Origin of the sequence: Citrobacter sp. Cb023 (assembly GCF_030336805.1) — a bacterium.
Lineage (GTDB): Bacteria > Pseudomonadota > Gammaproteobacteria > Enterobacterales > Enterobacteriaceae > Citrobacter > Citrobacter braakii.
Window position 1 is genome coordinate 278579 of sequence record NZ_JAOWCV010000038.1, and the last position, 17787, is coordinate 296365.

General features: G+C 52.3%; 17 protein-coding genes and 3 tRNA genes. 9 read left to right on the top strand and 11 right to left on the bottom strand.

Annotated features, from left to right (window positions below; all coding sequences use genetic code 11):
• Positions 1-81: 81 nt before the first annotated feature.
• Together comR and OGW44_RS15105 are read left to right on the top strand one after the other, a co-directional pair.
• Positions 82-717 carry a TetR family copper-responsive transcriptional repressor ComR gene (comR, locus tag OGW44_RS15100; protein ID WP_016156207.1) on the top strand — a complete coding sequence of 212 codons (636 nt, stop codon included), beginning with the start codon at positions 82-84 and terminating at the stop codon, positions 715-717.
• A gap of 253 nt (positions 718-970) precedes the next feature.
• Complete coding sequence (locus tag OGW44_RS15105; protein ID WP_019076496.1) at positions 971-3151, top strand: TonB-dependent siderophore receptor; 2181 nt, start codon at positions 971-973, stop codon at positions 3149-3151.
• A gap of 57 nt (positions 3152-3208) precedes the next feature.
• On the opposite strand, the gene OGW44_RS15110 is transcribed toward OGW44_RS15105, so the two are convergent.
• The 8 genes from OGW44_RS15110 to hinT all read right to left on the bottom strand — a co-directional run bounded on the left by OGW44_RS15110 (position 3209) and on the right by hinT (position 9253).
• On the bottom strand, positions 3209-3748 hold the full coding sequence (locus OGW44_RS15110; protein WP_003030814.1) for a glycine zipper 2TM domain-containing protein: 540 nt from the start codon (positions 3746-3748) through the stop codon (positions 3209-3211).
• Between the two features lie 167 nt (positions 3749-3915).
• A complete protein-coding gene (ndh, locus tag OGW44_RS15115) occupies positions 3916-5220 on the bottom strand; it encodes an NADH-quinone dehydrogenase (protein WP_016152676.1) in 1305 nt (434 codons plus the stop codon).
• A gap of 236 nt (positions 5221-5456) precedes the next feature.
• Positions 5457-5999 (bottom strand): alpha/beta hydrolase YcfP, encoded by a 543-nt coding sequence (gene ycfP / locus OGW44_RS15120; protein ID WP_003030817.1) that lies wholly within the window; start codon positions 5997-5999, stop codon positions 5457-5459.
• A gap of 21 nt (positions 6000-6020) precedes the next feature.
• Positions 6021-7046 carry a beta-N-acetylhexosaminidase gene (nagZ, locus tag OGW44_RS15125; RefSeq protein WP_016152675.1) on the bottom strand — a complete coding sequence of 342 codons (1026 nt, stop codon included), beginning with the start codon at positions 7044-7046 and terminating at the stop codon, positions 6021-6023.
• A 10-nt stretch (positions 7047-7056) separates the two neighbouring features.
• A complete protein-coding gene (thiK, locus tag OGW44_RS15130; protein ID WP_185654371.1) occupies positions 7057-7881 on the bottom strand; it encodes a thiamine kinase in 825 nt (274 codons plus the stop codon).
• Positions 7862-8503, bottom strand: a complete 642-nt coding sequence (gene lpoB, locus OGW44_RS15135; RefSeq protein WP_016152673.1) for a penicillin-binding protein activator LpoB — start codon at positions 8501-8503, stop codon at positions 7862-7864. Before lpoB ends, thiK begins: the two co-directional genes overlap by 20 nt.
• A 13-nt stretch (positions 8504-8516) precedes the next feature.
• Positions 8517-8891 carry a YcfL family putative periplasmic lipoprotein gene (locus OGW44_RS15140; protein WP_019076489.1) on the bottom strand — a complete coding sequence of 125 codons (375 nt, stop codon included), beginning with the start codon at positions 8889-8891 and terminating at the stop codon, positions 8517-8519.
• A 2-nt stretch (positions 8892-8893) separates the two neighbouring features.
• The gene (gene hinT / locus OGW44_RS15145; RefSeq protein WP_016156204.1) at positions 8894-9253 is read right to left on the bottom strand and encodes a purine nucleoside phosphoramidase; all 360 of its coding nucleotides are present in this window, start codon (positions 9251-9253) and stop codon (positions 8894-8896) included.
• A gap of 348 nt (positions 9254-9601) precedes the next feature.
• Here hinT and fhuE point away from each other — a divergent pair, with 348 nt between their 5' ends.
• Positions 9602-11788, top strand: a complete 2187-nt coding sequence (fhuE, locus tag OGW44_RS15150) for a ferric-rhodotorulic acid/ferric-coprogen receptor FhuE (protein ID WP_185654370.1) — start codon at positions 9602-9604, stop codon at positions 11786-11788.
• Positions 11789-11886: 98 nt separating this feature from the next.
• On the opposite strand, the gene OGW44_RS15155 is transcribed toward fhuE, so the two are convergent.
• Positions 11887-11962: transfer RNA gene (locus OGW44_RS15155), tRNA-Asn, on the bottom strand.
• 6 nt (positions 11963-11968) lie between these two features.
• On the opposite strand from OGW44_RS15155, the gene OGW44_RS25685 reads away from it, so the two are divergent.
• The 3 genes from OGW44_RS25685 (at position 11969) to OGW44_RS15165 (ending at position 13785) form a co-directional block, all read left to right on the top strand.
• Positions 11969-12076 (top strand): DUF5951 family protein, encoded by a 108-nt coding sequence (locus tag OGW44_RS25685; RefSeq protein WP_353622525.1) that lies wholly within the window; start codon positions 11969-11971, stop codon positions 12074-12076.
• A 46-nt stretch (positions 12077-12122) separates the two neighbouring features.
• Positions 12123-13610, top strand: a complete 1488-nt coding sequence (locus tag OGW44_RS15160; RefSeq protein ID WP_278085702.1) for an EmmdR/YeeO family multidrug/toxin efflux MATE transporter — start codon at positions 12123-12125, stop codon at positions 13608-13610.
• Positions 13611-13709: 99 nt separating this feature from the next.
• Positions 13710-13785: transfer RNA gene (locus OGW44_RS15165), tRNA-Asn, on the top strand.
• A 42-nt stretch (positions 13786-13827) separates the two neighbouring features.
• Here the strand turns inward: OGW44_RS15165 and cbl are convergent.
• Complete coding sequence (gene cbl, locus OGW44_RS15170) at positions 13828-14778, bottom strand: HTH-type transcriptional regulator Cbl (RefSeq protein WP_016152661.1); 951 nt, start codon at positions 14776-14778, stop codon at positions 13828-13830.
• Positions 14779-14879: 101 nt separating this feature from the next.
• Positions 14880-15797, bottom strand: a complete 918-nt coding sequence (gene nac / locus OGW44_RS15175; RefSeq protein ID WP_016156200.1) for a nitrogen assimilation transcriptional regulator NAC — start codon at positions 15795-15797, stop codon at positions 14880-14882.
• Positions 15798-15857: 60 nt separating this feature from the next.
• Here nac and OGW44_RS15180 point away from each other — a divergent pair, with 60 nt between their 5' ends.
• The 3 genes from OGW44_RS15180 (at position 15858) to shiA (ending at position 17729) form a co-directional block, all read left to right on the top strand.
• Positions 15858-16010, top strand: coding sequence for a hypothetical protein (locus tag OGW44_RS15180; RefSeq protein ID WP_016156199.1), 153 nt, complete (start codon positions 15858-15860; stop codon positions 16008-16010).
• Positions 16011-16123: 113 nt separating this feature from the next.
• Positions 16124-16199 (top strand) — tRNA-Asn (locus OGW44_RS15185).
• A gap of 213 nt (positions 16200-16412) precedes the next feature.
• Entirely contained in the window at positions 16413-17729 is a 1317-nt protein-coding gene (gene shiA / locus OGW44_RS15190) for a shikimate transporter (protein ID WP_185654368.1), read from the top strand.
• Positions 17730-17787 lie beyond the last annotated feature (58 nt).

The following is a 17787-nucleotide window of genomic DNA, read 5'->3' on the forward strand; positions in this document are numbered from 1 at the left end:
TTATCGCTAATCCGCTGGAGTGTGCAGTCGAATATTTTTATAATGGTTATTCAATAAACCCAACAAAGGTACATCGGCGCCATGACAACTGAAATGACAGGTTGTGCTAAAAAAAGCCGTGGCCGACCAAAAGTGTTCGACAGGGAAGCCGCGCTTGATAAGGCCATGACACTCTTCTGGCAGCACGGGTATGAAGCGACATCGCTCGCCGATCTCGTAGAAGCAACTGGCGCAAAAGCGCCCACGCTGTATGCGGAGTTCACCAATAAAGAGGGGTTGTTTCGTGCCGTACTGGACCGCTACATCACCCGCTTCGCAGCGAAGCATGAAGCCCAACTGTTTTGTGAAGAAAAAAGTCTTGAGTGCGCGCTGGAAGACTATTTCACCGCAATAGCGACCTGCTTTACCAGTAAAGACACCCCGGCGGGATGTTTCATGATTAACACTTCCGCGACACTGGCGGCCTCTTCCCGGGATATTGCGCACACGGTGAAATCCCGCCATGCAATGCAGGAACAGACGCTTACCCAGTTCCTTCACCAGCGCCAGCAACGAGGCGAAATTCCGGCCCATTGCGACGTGCAAAAACTGGCCGAATACCTGAACTGTATTTTACAGGGTATGTCGATCAGCGCCCGTGAGGGCGCAACGTTTGAAAAACTGATGCAGATCGCACACACGACTCTGCGACTGTGGCCTGAACTTATCAAAGTTTAACCCTTTCCCGCTATTTCCCCGCAGTACTGACACCACCGGGAGCTGATTAAGCCCCGGTTAGATTCCCGCGGATTACCCCTACATTATTCAGTGTTTTCATCATCTTATCCGATCATTTTTTGTAAAATGTATTGATAACAACAATTATTATCAGCAATATTCGCATTTGTTTTAACGCCTGTTTCACAATGTAACCATCGGTTTCTCTACCGCCATAACAAAAACAGATTGACTCTTTTTAAAAGGAATACAAATGCATAAGCGTCTCTGGGTGCTCAATCCTCTCCTGTTGTCTTTAACTCTCCCAGCCATCGCGGCTGAGGAAGATAACCTCATCGTCAGTGCCAACCGTAGTCAACGCACCGTGGCAGAAATGGCGCAAACGACCTGGGTTATTGAAGGAAGCGAGATTGAACAGCAGGTTCAGGGGGGGAAAGAGTTCAAAGATGTTCTTGCTCAGTTAATCCCAGGAATCGATGTCAGCAGCCAGGGGCGCACAAACTACGGCATGAATATGCGCGGTCGTGCCATCGTAGTACTGATAGACGGTGTCCGTCTGAACTCCTCGCGTACTGACAGTCGTCAACTTGATTCTATTGATCCGTTTAACATCGCACACATTGAAGTCATCTCAGGTGCAACCTCACTATATGGCGGCGGCAGTACCGGTGGGTTAATCAACATTGTCACCAAAAAAGGCCAGCCGGAGCGTGAAGTTGAACTCGAACTGGGGAGTAAAAGCGGCTTCAATAACAGTAACGATCATGATGAACGCGTTGCTGCGGCGGTGAGCGGAGGAACCGATCGCGCTTCCGGGCGCATGTCCGTCGCGTATCAACGGTTTGGCGGCTGGTATGACGGCAATCACGATGCCCTGCTGCTGGATAACACCCAAACCGGCCTGCAGCACTCCGATCGTCTGGACGTGATGGGCACCGGAACGATTGAGCTTGACGACAACCGTCAGTTACAACTGGTTACGCAGTATTATAAGAGCCAGGGGGATGACGATTACGGACTGGATCTTGGCGAGAACATGTCCGCCGTGACGGGAAACGGTAAGGCTTATACCAGCAGCGGACTGAATTCCGATCGTATTCCCGGCACCGAGCGTCATCTGATCAGCCTGCAGTATTCAGACGCGGATTTCTTCGGCCAGAACCTGGTCAGCCAAATCTATTACCGTGACGAATCGCTGAAATTCTACCCCTTCCCTACGCTGAGCAAAGGCAAGGTCACCAGTTTCTCCGCATCGCAGCAGGACACAGACCAGTTTGGTGCCAAAATCACCCTCAACAGCCAGCTGATGGACAACTGGGAGCTGACATGGGGTGTCGATGCCGATCACGAAACCTTCGATTCCAATCAGAAATTCTTCGATCTGGCCTGGTCCCTGCCCTCCGGCGGTATGGACAACCGAACCGCTTATACCACCGGGCGTTACCCCGGTTACAGCATCACCAACTTCGCGCCTTTCCTGCAGAACAGCTATGACATTAACGACATCTTTACCCTCAGCGGCGGTGTGCGCTATCAATGGACCGAAAACAGGGTGGATGATTTCGTGGGTTATGCCCAACAACAGGGAATTGCCACCGGCCTGGCAAACTCCGCCGATACCATTCCTGGCGGTAAAACCGATTACGATAATTTCCTGTTTAACGCCGGTATTCTCGCCCACCTGACCGACCGTCAGCAGACATGGTTTAACTTCTCTCAGGGCGTGGAGCTTCCGGACCCGGGGAAATATTACGGTAACGGCACCTATTCCCTGGTTGGCGATCATTACCAGCTCCAGCGCAGCGTCAACGTGGCGGACTCACGCCTGGAGGGGATTAAAGTTAATTCCTACGAACTGGGATGGCGCTACACTGGCGACAGTCTGCGCACGCAGCTGGCCGCTTACTACTCTACTTCGGATAAATCGATCGTTATCAACCGTAGCGATATGACCATTAACGTCCAGCCCGATGATCGCCGTATTTATGGCCTTGAAGGTGCGGTGGATTATTTCATTGCGGATACGGACTGGAGTCTGGGCGGCAACTTCAACGTCATTAAATCGGAAGTGAAGCAAAACGGTAAGTGGCAGAAATGGGATGTCACCCTGGCTTCCCCGTCCAAAGCCACCGCGTGGGTCGGCTGGGCACCTGAACCGTGGACATTGCGCGTACAGAGCCAGCAAACATTTGATCTGACGGACGCCAGCGGCAATAAGCTGGACGGCTATAACACGATGGACTTTATCGGCAGCTATCAGCTCCCGTTGGGTAAACTGACCTTTAGCGTGGAAAACCTGCTGAATGAAGAATACACCACGCTGTGGGGACAACGTGCGCCACTGCTGTACAGCCCCACCTACGGTAGCCCGTCACTGTATGAATACAAGGGCCGGGGCCGCACGTTTGGTCTGAACTACGCCTTAACCTTCTGATAAAAAAAGCCCCCCAGCCTGAGCGAATGGGGGGCTAATGTTCAGGATAATGCTATTTTACGCTTTGTTATTTAGTACCAACTGTCCGTTGTTATCCAACGGAATTTGCGCGCCGGGGTCCTTATCCATACGGATTTTCCCCTGCTGATCGCCAATTTTGTACGTCACGTCGTAGCCCAGCATTTTTTCAGATTTGTCATACACCGTTTTACAACGCTGCTGCGTAGTAGTGTACGTATCATTTTCTTGCATCGAACCCTGGATCTGGTTACCTGCATAACCGCCGCCTAAAGCGCCGGCCACGGTAGCAATATCTTTACCGCGTCCGCCGCCAAACTGATGGCCGATAACGCCACCAGCAACCGCACCCAACACAGAACCCGCGATACGGTTTTCATCTTGTACCGGCTTACGGTGCGTGACCGTCACGTTCCGACACTCCTGGCGCGGTGTTTTTACCGACTCTTTAATCGGTGTTGCAGAGACAACTTGTGCATACTGTGGGCCACGCTCGAAAACGTTAAGACTGGCCACCGCTGCAACACCCAGCGCAGCAGCTACGCCAATCCCTATACCCGCCAACATAGATTTATTCACGGGACTTCCTCCTTTTTTGCTATTAGCAACAACTTTGCAACAGAAGGTAAGGAATGCCAATCAGATTACGGATGAAAATAGCACTAGGAGGAGCGAAGGCAGGATGATTCGGAGAACTCTGAAGGAAGGCGCCGGATAAGTACAATCATCCGACGCCATAAGCCGTATTAATGCAGTTTCAGACGCGGGCGGATCACCCGGTTAATGCTGCCAACCAGCATCATCAGACCGGTTTTAAAGTAACCGTGCAGAGCAATCTGGTGCATGCGGTACAGTGAGATGTACACAAAGCGCGCAATACGCCCTTCTACCATCATCGAACCACGGGTCAAGTTACCCATCAGGCTACCCACGGTAGAGAAGTTAGAAAGTGAAACCAGAGAGCCGTGGTCTTTGTACTGATACGCTTTCAGCGGCTTGCCGTTCATCTGCGCCAAAATGTTGTTCATTGCGCAGCTTGCCATCTGGTGCGCAGCCTGAGCGCGCGGCGGCACAAAACCACCTTCCGGGCGAGCGCAGGAAGCGCAGTCGCCAATCGCGTACACGTCGGGATCGCGCGTGGTCTGCAGAGTCGGCTCAACCACCAGTTGGTTAATACGATTGGTTTCCAGACCGCCAATGTCTTTCATAAAGTCTGGCGCCTTGATCCCCGCAGCCCACACCATCAGATCGGCTTCAATGTACTCGCCATCCTTGGTATGCAGTCCGCCTTCATCAGCGCTGGTTACCATCGTCTGGGTCAGTACGCGTACGCCCAGTTTGGTTAACTCATTATGCGCAGCACTGGAAATACGTGGCGGCAACGCAGGCAGAATACGCTCACCGGCTTCTACCAGCGTAACGTTCAGCGCTTCGTTGGTCAGCCCTTTGTAACCATAGCTGTGCAGCTGTTTTACCGCATTGTGCAGCTCGGCTGAGAGTTCAACCCCCGTCGCACCGCCGCCGACAATGGCGATATTTACTTTGCCGTTAGCGCCCAGATTCGCGGAATACTTCAGGAACAGATTCAGCATCTCCTGGTGGAAACGACGCGCCTGATGCGGGTTATCCAGGAAAATGCAGTTTTCTTTGACGCCCGGCGTATTGAAATCGTTGGAGGTACTACCCAACGCCATCACCAGCGTGTCATACGGGACTTTGCGCTCAGGAACCAGCAGCTCGCCCTTCTCATCGCGCAGCTCGGCAAGAGTAATGGTTTTCGCTTCGCGATCGATATCCACCACCGAACCCAACTGAAACTGGAAACCGTGGTTACGGGCATGCGCCAGATAGCTCAGCGCATCCACGCCTTCGTCCAGGGAACCCGTCGCGACTTCATGCAGTAACGGTTTCCATAAATGGCTGTGGTTTCTGTCCACCAGCGTGATTTTGGCCTTTTTCTTGCGCCCCAGCTTTTTACCCAGCTGCGTCGCCATTTCCAGTCCGCCAGCACCGCCGCCGACAATCACGATTCTTTTTAATGGTGTAGTCAACGTGACCCCCTTAAATTTATTAACCAATTGTTAATTAAAAGTTATAGGCATAGCCTTTAATTAACAACAAGTTACGATAATGAAAATGTTCTTCGAGAGTGAGAATAACACGAACGGTGCATTGGTCATACCAAAATTGATGTGTATCAAGTTTTGATGCTGAAAAGATAGACAACACGAACTTTAAGAACAAAAAAACCAGCCCGAAGGCTGGTTTTTTACACGTTCATTGAGGATTAACCTAACGTCTTGAACGCTTTGATGCGCTGCAAATGCGGGGAGATATTCTTAAACTTGTGCGTCTGCTCTTCGTCCCAGACTATCTCGTAAAAATGATGCAGCTCTTCTGACGAACGCTGACTATTGAGCGCTTCATCATGACGTGACAGGATCACCAGGCAGCGATCGCGATTCTTTTCGCGGAAATTGGTCACGCATTTTGTCGCGATATCGGCATACTCTTCAGGCCTGTCGATTTTTCCTTCCATGTTCTCATACGGGAACAGGTTGGGATTAAACACTACCTGACGAATATCACACAGGAAACCAATCCGTTCAGCCCAATATCCCCCGAGCCCCACGCCACAAATCAGCGGACGGTCGTCCACATTAAGCTGCAGCATTTTGTCCACTTCTTTCAGTAGATGCTGCATGTCATGTTTAGGATGCCGCGTACTGTAGCTAATCAACCTGACATCCGGGTCGATGAACTGCAGCTGCAACACCTTTTCGTGGTTGCCCGGGCTGTTAGAGTCAAAACCGTGTAAATAGATAATCATCGCATCCTCGCCAAACTTGCGTTAATGACCTGCTTTCTCTTCCTGCCAGCGCTCATGAAGCTGATTGAGCTGGGCGCTTACCGTCTTCCAGCGTGCCGAGTCCATCAGTTCCTGACGTGAAAATGAACCTTTATGATACAAACGTGTAACACGTTCTGCATTGATCGGCGACAGATTATCTAACACACTGACCGCGCCTTTACGATTATTGCAGACCAGGATCATATCGCAACCCGCATCCAGCGATGCCTGACCACGCTCCGCATAGCTTCCCATAATCGCCGCCCCTTCCATCGACAAATCATCGGAGAAAATGACGCCATCGAAACCAAGCTCCTGACGCAGCACCGTTTTCAGCCAGTGTGGCGAACCGCTCGCCGGACGCGGGTCCACGTCACTGTAGATGACATGCGCAGGCATAATGGCATCGAGTTTGTTTTCCGTAATCAATGTCTGGAACACGGACATATCTTTTGCACGAATTTCGGCTTCTGAACGTGGATCGGTTGGGGTTTCTTTATGCGAATCCGCCGTCACTGCCCCATGCCCGGGGAAATGTTTACCGGTAGTTTTCATGCCAGCAGCATGCATACCGTCAATGAAGCGGGTCGCCATAGCCAGCGCTTTCCGCGGATCGGCATGGTAAGAGCGTTCGCCAATCGCCGCGCTGATATGCCCCACATCCAGCACCGGCGCAAAACTGATATCTATATCCATTGCGATCATTTCGCTGGCCATTAGCCATCCGGCGTCCTGAGCCAGATTGCCGCCGTCTTCCAGACCGTGCAGCGCAGCAAAGGATTGGGCCGCGGGCAGACGCGTAAATCCTTCGCGAAAACGCTGTACCCTGCCGCCTTCCTGATCTACCGCCACCACCAGATGATTGCGTGATGCCGCGCGAATCTGGCGCACTAATTCACGCAACTGTTCCGGGTCATGATAATTTCGGGTAAAGAGGATCAACCCACCTACCAGCGGATGCGCCAGAATCTCACGCTCTTCAGCGTCCAGCTCATACCCTTCGACATCCAACATTACTGGGCCCACACTGCTCTCCTTATCCTTTCATTATTAGCTGCCGCCAGGTTTCATCGGCCAGCCTGATAAATTGTCGATCGCCAGTTTGTCGCCAGCGATACTCAAACCACCCCGCTTTCAGCATTATGACCCAGGGCCGCCATCGTCTGACCTGCCGCCACAGCGCGTTTTGTTCAATGTGCGCTCGTTGGGCGTAGGCGCTAACCAGCCGTTGGTGCTGAGATTCGTCGTTGACCCAAACCGCCGCCAGCTCCAGAGCGATATCACCGTCTCCGGCATATTCCCAGTCAATCAGCCGCAGCCCTGATGCTGTACGTACGATGTTGTCACCGTGGACATCCATATGCAGAGGCCCCAGACGTAAAGGTCGAGGCTCACCGCTTTTCCTGAGTCGCTTCAACGCTCGCAACCAGCATGGCGTGCGACGCGCCGGATCGCCACACTGCCAGTACTGTTCGAGTAGCGGCAGCAGACTGATTCGCCAGCCCAATTGGGGTTGTTGGTGCAGATGATACAATAAGCCAGCGAGTTCGTCGGCGTCCGGCAATCTGGATTCTACCTTACCGTGAAAAAAGTCGGCCGCCATCCACCCTCGTATATAAAAGCGGGGGCGCGGCGCAAGGCTTTCAGGCAGATGCTTTAACGCGTGATAGTGGCGTAAGAAATGCGATTCCGGCGCGTCAGGGTCGTGATGAGAGCGCAACACTAAGCGGTGGGTATCGTGTTCGATGATGCAGCTCCCGCCGCTCAGGCCGCTCTGGTTGGCTACGACGGGATGATACTGCGGGAAATAGCGCGACAACACCTCGTCGCGCGTCAGCCGGTTATTGTTGCTGTACGGCACCTTTACCTGACCAGATTATCTCGCCAGTTTGTACCAGCATTAATTGCATTTGCAGCGCCGGCGAATTGACGTTGCCGGAGGCGCTGGAATAGAGCACATACTGTGCGCCAACGTTACGGGCGATACCAATCGCTTTGCTGCGCGTTCCCAGACTGTCGTTCGGCGACAGACCTAACTGCTGTTTGGCGACAGCCAACTGCTGGGCGGAAACCAGGGTAAACTTGCCGTTATTCGCCAGCGCGTTCCTCAAGGTCTCGGTGGCTTCACCGGCGTTCAACGAGCCGTTGGTCCGGTTATTCACGCTATCAACCAGCAGAACGCCTCCCGCTTTGACGCCGTCAGCCTGCAGCATTTTACCGACCATCGGTTGCATAGCTCCGTTCCAGTCATAGTGACGTTGACGTGGCGTCGGCTGCGCCGTTTGGTCCTCGTGCTCAATCGGACCCGGCTGCTGCGGTATGCTTGGCACCGTTGGTACAACCGGCACTGGCTGTTGCGGCTGCGCGGGCTGTTCCGGCACTGGCTTCACTTCCTCTACGGGTGCGGGCTCACGTTGCGCCACACAGCCAGAGAGAAACATCGCCAGCGCGGCAATCAGTGCGTAGCGATTCATTTTGATCATCAAGATTCACCCCTTACAAATAAAGATAAAGTCTAACCTTGTGCGCCCCCAGAAAATTGGCGCTGCCGTACAGCGTCACCGACGAATGAGCCGGGATAGTCACGCTGCGTGGCGCTTCCAGAGGATGCATTTCCAGTCCTCTGGCGTCATACCAGTAAAACCGATAATGAACGGTAACGGGTTCTTGTCTTTCGTTATAAAGTCGCGAGGATGCTGAGGCCTGAATATCAGACGTGGTTAACGTCGGCTGTTCTGCTGTAATGCCCGACGCCAGAATCGTTGATTCCATCACCAGCGACTGTTCATCACTTACCGGAATTTCAGGATGTGCCCGACAGCCAGCCAGTAGCAGCAAGCTCAGTGAAAGTGCAATGCATCCTCTGGTCATGCTTACAGACCTTTATGCGCAAGCATTGGACCAAGCGCACGCCCACCCAGCAGGTGCATATGAATGTGATACACCTCCTGACCGCCGTGACGATTGGTATTCATGATTAAACGATACCCATCCGCAGCAATGCCTTCCTGCTCGGCGATTTTCGCCGCTACGGTGATCATGCGACCCAACGCCTGCTCGTGTTCCGCCGTCACATCGTTGACGGTCGGGATCAGGACGTTAGGAATGATCAGAATGTGCGTAGGTGCCTGAGGGGAAATATCACGAAACGCAGTGACCAGTTCATCCTGGTACACGATATCTGACGGAATTTCACGACGGATAATTTTGCTGAATATAGTTTCTTCTGCCACGACGTTTTCCTTTTTCATTAACAGCCCAAGCGTTATGCCATGCTACGCCGGGTCACTCTGCGAGTATAGAGTATGAGCGAGTTACTCACGCTCTTTCAACTTTAACCCTCGATTTTTTAAGCAAAAAGCCCTGCCACTGCTGTTCTTATAACCATTTCCCGTCGCTATTGCTTAATCATAGTACTGAAACAACATTTCACTTATGCCGTAGCATCTGTTTACACATTGAATGTGAATGCGTATATTTCGCATTTGTATTCGCGTGCGAACTTAATAATTTACAACCAAAGGGTTCATCACAACCTCAGTGATTCGAACTTAATATTAATAATTATCAAGGACTTTTCGATGTCTTTCACAACACACAACGGGGATGACCAACGCCAACCGGGGCTTGCCCCTTCTGTACTGGCAGCCTGCATCACGTTAGCACTATTGCCTTCCACCAGCCTCGCAGCCCCTGCTGAAGAGACGGTTATCGTTGAAGGCTCTGCTCCAGCTACATCCAGCGAGGAGCAGGATTACAGCGTTAAATCAACGACTGCTGGCACCAAAATGCAGATGACGCAGCGCGATATTCCGCAATCAGTCAGTATTATCAGTCAGCAGCGCATGGAAGATCAGCAACTGCAAACGCTGGGCGATGTGATGGACAACACGTTGGGGATAAGCAGAAGTCAGGCGGATTCAGATCGCAGTAGCTATTACTCTCGCGGATTTCAGATTGATAACTATATGGTCGATGGGATTCCGACCTATTTTGAATCCCGCTGGAATCTCGGTGATGCCCTTTCCGACACGGCCCTTTTTGAGCGTGTCGAAGTTGTCCGTGGCGCAAACGGGCTAATGACCGGGACGGGTAACCCCTCAGCGTCGATTAATATGATCCGTAAGCATGCCACCAGCCGCGAGTTCACCGGTAATGTTTCTGCGGAATATGGCAGTTGGAATAAAAAACGATATGTGACCGATCTTCAAAGCCCGCTCACGGCAGACGGCAACGTGCGCGGGCGCATCGTGGCGGGTTACCAGAATAACGACGCCTGGCTTGATCGCTACAATAGCGAAAAAATGTTCTTCTCCGGGATTGTCGATGCCGATCTGGGCGGCACCACCAGCCTGTCTGTGGGTTATGAATACCAGCGCATTGATATCAACAGCCCAACATGGGGTGGATTGCCGCGCTGGAATACCGACGGCAGCAAAAACAGCTATGACCGCTCGCACAGCACTGCGCCGGACTGGGCGTACAACGATAAAGACTTCAACAAAGTGTTTGTCACCATCAAGCAACGTTTTGCCGATACCTGGCAGGCGACCATGAATGCCACCCACTCCGAGGTCAAGTTCGACAGTAAAATGATGTACGTCGATGCCTATGTCAATAAAGCCGATGGTACGCTGATTGGCCCGTATGGCAGCTATGGTCCGGGCTATGACTACGTCGGAGGTACCGGCTGGAACAGCGGCAAGCGTAAGGTAGATGCCGTCGATCTGTTCGCCGACGGCGGTTACGACCTGTTTGGTCGTCAGCATAATCTGATGCTGGGCGGCAGCTACAGCAAACAGAATAACCGTTACGAAAGCGCGTGGGCGAACGTATTCCCCAACGAAATCGGCAGTTTCTATACCTTCGATGGTAACTTCCCGGAAACCAACTGGAACCCGCAGTCATTGGCCCAGGACGATACCACGCACATGAAATCGCTCTACGCCGCAACACGTATTTCGCTGGCCGACCCACTGCATTTGATTGTCGGCGCGCGTTATACCAACTGGCGTATCGACACCCTCGCCTACAGCATGGAACAAAACCACACCACGCCGTATGCGGGCCTGGTGTATGACATTGACGATAACTGGTCTACGTACGCCAGCTATACCTCAATCTTTCAGCCGCAGAACAAGCGCGACAGTTCCGGTAAATATCTTTCCCCAATTACCGGCAATAACTATGAACTTGGCCTGAAGTCCGACTGGATGAACAGCCGTTTAACCACCACCCTCGCGGTGTTCCGCATTGAACAGGATAACGTGGGCCAATCAACCGGCGTACCAATTGCCGGTAGCAATGGCGACACGGCCTATAGAGCGATGGATGGAACGGTCAGCAAAGGGGTCGAATTCGAAGTTAACGGTGCGATCACCGATAACTGGCAGATGACGTTCGGCGCGACACGCTATGTTGCTGAAGACAACGAAGGCAATGCGGTAAACCCGAACCTACCGCGTACCACAGTAAAACTGTTTACCCGTTATCGCCTGCCAGCCATGCCGGAACTGACCGTGGGCGGTGGGGTTAACTGGCAGAATCGTGTTTATAGCGATACGGTCACGCCGTATGGCACATTCCGCGCGGAACAGGGAAGCTACGCCCTGGTCGATTTATTCACCCGCTATCAGGTGACGAAAAACTTCTCTGTGCAGGGTAACCTCAATAACCTGTTCGATAAAACCTACGACACCAATGTCGACGGATCTATCGTCTATGGCGAGCCGCGCAACGTCAGCGTCACCGCCAGCTATCAGTTCTGATTCGAAACACATCACGCTCCACCTGCTCGTCAGGTGGATGCATTGGACTGAGAACACAAAAAGCCCACTTAAGTTTCCTTAAGCGGGCTTCTTAAATATGGCTCCTCTGACTGGACTCGAACCAGTGACATACGGATTAACAGTCCGCCGTTCTACCGACTGAACTACAGAGGAATCGTTGTGGAGGCTTATCTTAGCGGCGAAAAAAATTTTGTCAAACCCCATTTCCCCGAAAAAGTTTCAATTGATGCTTCTCTCGACAGTTTGTTGCATTTCCAGACATTTTAAATGGAAAAAACTTTGCAGCTTTTTGGTTTCTCCCTCATCATTTGAAATGAGGTTTCAACTTTCTTCTTTAAGGTCCACTTTGAACGTCTCCGCTGCCTTACGCCAGGTCGCTTCCCGCACGCCCTGGTATGCTAAACGCAAGAGTTATAAGGTTCTCTTTTGGCGCGAAATCACTCCGCTTGCGGTCCCCATTTTTCTGGAAAACACCTGTGTGCTGTTGATGGGCGTACTGAGTACCTTCCTTGTTAGCTGGTTGGGAAAAGAAGCAATGGCTGGCGTTGGTCTCGCCGACAGTTTCAACATGGTCATCATGGCGTTTTTTGCCGCCATCGATCTGGGAACCACGGTGGTGGTAGCATTTAGCCTGGGAAAACGAGATCGTCGACGGGCAAGGTCAGCAGCCAGACAATCGCTGGTGATCATGACGATTTTTGCTACCGTGCTGGCAGCGGTCATTCACTATTTTGGTGAACAGATTATTGACGTTGTCGCCGGTGAAGCAACTCCCGACGTTAAGGCTTTGGCACTCACCTATCTGGAGCTAACGGTGCTCAGCTACCCGGCGGCAGCCATTGCTTTGATCGGTAGCGGCGCACTCCGCGGAGCTGGAAATACCAAAATTCCGCTGTTGATTAATGGCGGTATGAATATCCTAAATATCATCATCAGTAGCATCCTGATCTACGGGGTCTTTTCCTGGCAAGGGCTGGGATTTGTGGGGGCAGGACTCGGGCTGACCATTTCACGCTACATCGGTGCGTTCGCCATTATCTGGGTGCTGATGATTGGTTTTAATCCGGCGCTGCGTATTCCCTTCAAAAGCTATTTTAAGCCGCTCAATCTCGCCATTATCTGGGAAGTTATGGGGATCGGTATTCCGGCAAGTATTGAGTCAGTGCTATTTAATGGCGGTAAACTGTTAACGCAGATGTTTGTCTCCGGCATGGGAACCAGCGTAATTGCCGGAAACTTCATTGCATTTTCCATCGCCGCGCTCATCAACCTGCCGGGGAATGCTTTAGGCTCCGCGTCGACAATCATTACCGGCAGGCGTCTGGGAAATGGTCAGATTGCCCAAGCGGAAATCCAGTTACGCCATATATTCTGGCTCTCAACAATCGGCTTAACCGCCATCGCCTGGCTAACCGCCCCTTTTGCCGGCGTTATGGCCTCATTTTATACCCACGATCAGGATGTAAAAGAGGTCATAGTCATCCTAATTTGGCTCAACGCAGCGTTTATGCCGATATGGGCGGCATCCTGGGTGCTACCATCAGGGTTTAAGGGCGCGCGTGATGTGCGTTTTGCGATGTGGGTATCGATGTTGGGCATGTGGGGCTGTCGCGTTGTGGCGGGTTACACATTGGGAATCGTATTAGGATGGGGTGTAGTCGGCGTTTGGTTAGGGATGTTCTTCGACTGGGCCGTGCGCGCCGCGTTATTTTACTGGCGTATGGTTACAGGCCGCTGGTTATGGAAATACCCTCGTCCCGAGCGTGAAAAGTGCATAAAACAACCGGTTGCGTCTGAATAAGCGGCGAAATGGGGAATATTTCAGCAAACGATCGCATTTATCTATTCAGGCTTTGACAACGCTGAGAGGCATCGCTAATATTCGCCTCGTTCACACGATTCCTCTGTAGTTCAGTCGGTAGAACGGCGGACTGTTAATCCGTATGTCACTGGTTCGAGTCCAGTCAGAGGAGCCATATTTAAGAAGCCTGCTTAGGAAACTAAGCAGGCTTTTTGCATTATATCTGATAATCAATCACGGCTTCATCTGGCTCCATCGCCTGGCGCTTGATTTCATCGACGGATAACCCTGCGTTGCATAGCTCAATGAATCGCCAGACATAGTTGCGCTGCAGTTGCCCGCGTTTCAGGCCCAGCCAGACGGTATTTGCATCAAATAAGTGCCGGGTATCCAGACGTGTTAAGCTCCCCTCCTCCTGCTCTCCACTGGATTGTTCTGCCACCAGCCCGATTCCCAGCCCCAGCGACACATAGGTTTTAATCACATCCGAGTCCTGGGCGCTGAGGATAATATCCGGCACTAACCCTTTACGGGCAAATGCCTCATCGATACGGGAACGCCCCGTAATCCCCTGACGATACGTAATTAATGGCCAGTGGGCGATAGACTCCAGCGTGAGAGGAGACGTTTTCACCAAGGGATGATCGTGAGGAACAAGCAGGCTGTGGTGCCAACGAAACCAGGGAAAAGCTACCAACAGCGGATCGCTGCTCAGTCGCTCGCTGGCAATCCCGATGTCTGCCCCACCGTTTTGCAGCAGTACGTCGATCTCCTGCGGTGTACCCTGGATCAGTTCCAGACGTACCTCAGGAAAGAGCTCACGAAAGGCTTTAATCACCGCAGGCAGGCTATAGCGTGCCTGTGTATGCGTGGTGGCAATCGTCAGTACACCGGACGTGTCATTGGTAAACAGATCCGCCAGTCTGCGAACGTTGCTGGCCTCATTCAGAATACGCTCGGCAATAACCAGCAAGGCTTTGCCCGGTTCGGTCATGCCCAGCAGGCGTTTACCGCGACGGATAAAAATCTCAATGCCAAGTTCATCTTCAAGTTCACGAATATGTCGGCTGACTCCCGACTGCGAGGTGTACAGTATATTCGCGACTTCCGTCAGGTTGTAATCCTGACGGGCCGCCTCGCGGATTATTTTAAGTTGCTGGAAATTCACTTTTTGCTCCGGGCGCATCAGACATTACGCTATTGTTAAAGTCTGATGCCCGGCATAACAAATAATAAAAACCCGCATCTTATTCCTGAAGGGAATAAGGTTTAGCTGACCAGCTGTAGCTCGCGGTTTTCCAGTGCCGGACGGCTTACCAGCGACAACAGGATCTCCTTCACGGCCTGTGCCTGCGGCGATAAGCTCCCTCTGGCTGAGACGTTCAGCGATAATGGCAGATTCATCGACGGGGTTGTTATCCGCGCCATCCAGCCGTTCGCTGCATTACATAATGAACGGGCCGCTGACTCAGGCAACACTGTGACGCCCATCCCACTGGCGATGGCTGCCGTTAAGGTGGCGATAGATTCAATTTCGCCAATCACTTTGGCCGTCAGGCGACGAAGCGAAAAAGCTTCATCTACACGCAGGCGAACTGCGCTGTAATCCCGTGGCAAAAATAGATTCATCTGCGCCACCGCGGCTAAATCGACGCTTTGCCCCGGGCAATCACGCGTCCCGACCAGGTACAGATCCTCTTTAAGCAACGGTTGACTGCTGATACCCGCCACGGGTGAGCGCTCGTAGAGCACCGCCATGTCTAAATGCCCGCTGAGCAGCTTGTCATTCAGCACCGCCCCACTGTTTTCATGCAAATAGACCAGCACATCGGGCAGCTCTGCTCGTACTGTCTGTAATAACGGCATAGTGATGGCTGACGCCGCCGTCCCCGGTGCCAGGCCAATAGAGACCTGTCCCCCCAGGGTCTGACCCACGTTATTGACCGCAAGTTGCGCCTGCTCGCACTGGCGTAAAATCGTCCGCGCATGGGCATACAACACTTTCCCCGCTTCCGTCGGTGTGACGCCGCGTTTGGTGCGAATCAGCAGTTGCTGATCCAGTTCGCCTTCCAGCGTAGCAACCTGCTGGCTCAGCGCGGGTTGCGCGATATGCAACACTTCCGCTGCCTGGGTCAGGCTACCAATATCGACGATTTTCACGAAATATTTCAGTCGTCTGAAGTTCATTTTGCCTCCTGTCGGAATACCAGAACCCGTGCTGGCAGTCATTAAATTCAGGATTGCAAGATGCTTGCCAGTTTAGTCAGCAGCCGTGTTTTACGGTTAAAACCGCGTAAAGTCAGGCTCAAAGGTGAAGAATGGACTTTTTGCACACCTGAATCTCTCATTCTGGCTGCCCTGGAAGAGGTAGACGCGCACCAGAATGGGGCAAAAGCATAAAAAGACGGAAAGATCGCCGCTTTGCTGATTTTGTCAGCAAACGAACGCACAAATGTATTTCCCCCTTTGACAAGCCTCATCGCCCTCGCTAATATGCGCCTCGTTCAAACGATTCCTCTGTAGTTCAGTCGGTAGAACGGCGGACTGTTAATCCGTATGTCACTGGTTCGAGTCCAGTCAGAGGAGCCAAATTTAAGAAGCCTGCTTAGGAAACTAAGCAGGCTTTTTGCTTTTCTGTTTTTCATTCGTCTTATTTTTCATGTAGCCCTCTGGTGAGGGAGATAATCGTTTTCTCTTCCCGTCTGTCGCGGTAATCTCATAACGGTCGTTAATATATCGACTGCAATGTGTGTAGCCCAATTCAAATACTAATAACTAAAAGACAGTACAGACAGGATAACTATGGATTCCACTCTCACCTCCGCGGGTCCCCAAGAGGACGTCTCTTCGCTTCATCGTGCCCGACGCGCTGCGCTTGGTAGCTTCGCTGGCGCCGTGGTCGACTGGTATGATTTTCTGCTTTATGGCATCACCGCCGCACTGGTCTTTAATCGCGAGTTCTTCCCGCAGGTTAGCCCGGCAATGGGAACACTTGCCGCATTTGCCACCTTTGGCGTCGGATTTTTGTTCCGTCCGTTAGGCGGGGTTATCTTCGGCCACTTTGGCGATCTCCTTGGCCGTAAACGCATGCTGATGCTCACCGTCTGGATGATGGGGATTGCCACTGCGCTGATAGGGATTATTCCTTCTTTTGACACTATTGGCTGGTGGGCCCCTGTGCTGCTGGTGACGCTACGCGCCATTCAGGGATTCGCCGTTGGTGGTGAATGGGGCGGCGCGGCGTTGCTCTCGGTCGAAAGCGCGCCGAAAAATAAAAAAGCCTTCTACAGCAGTGGCGTTCAGGTCGGTTACGGCGTCGGACTGCTGCTTTCTACCGGTCTGGTATCACTGATTAGCTCGCAAACCACCGATGAGCAGTTCCTGAGCTGGGGCTGGCGTATTCCGTTCCTGTTCAGCATCGTACTGGTTTTGGGCGCGTTGTGGATGCGTAACAGAATGGATGAATCAGCCGAATTCGAACAGCAGCAACAGGCAGCGCAACCAGAGAACAAGCGGTTACCGGTGGTCGAGGCGTTAATCCGCCATCCGGGCTCATTCTTAAAAATTATCGGCTTGCGCTTATGTGAACTACTGACGATGTATATCGTCACCGCGTTTGCCCTTAATTACTCTACGCAGAACCTGGGCCTACCCCGCGAGCTGTTTCTGAATATCGGTTTGTTAGTGGGAGGACTGAGCTGTCTGACCATCCCCTGCTTTGCCTGGCTTGCCGACCGCTTTGGTCGACGGCGCGTGTACATTACCGGTGCACTGGTCGGTACGCTGAGCGCCTTCCCGTTCTTTATGGCGCTGGAAGCACAGTCTATTTTCTGGATCGTGTTCTTCGCGATTATGTTGGCCAATATTGCGCACGATATGGTGGTCTGCGTACAACAGCCTATGTTTACCGGTTTGTTTGGCGCAAGTTATCGCTACAGCGGCGCAGGCGTTGGCTATCAGGTGGCAAGTGTGGTTGGCGGTGGTTTTACCCCCTTCATTGCTGCGGCACTGGTGACATTCTCTGGAGGAGAATGGCACAGCGTGGCCATTTATCTGATGGCCGGGTGTCTTATTTCCGCCGCCACTGCATTGCTGATGCGGGATAAGCAGCACAGTTAAGCCCTGATGCGAAGGTCATTCGACCTTCGCACAATCTTCCTCTACGTCTGACTTTTGT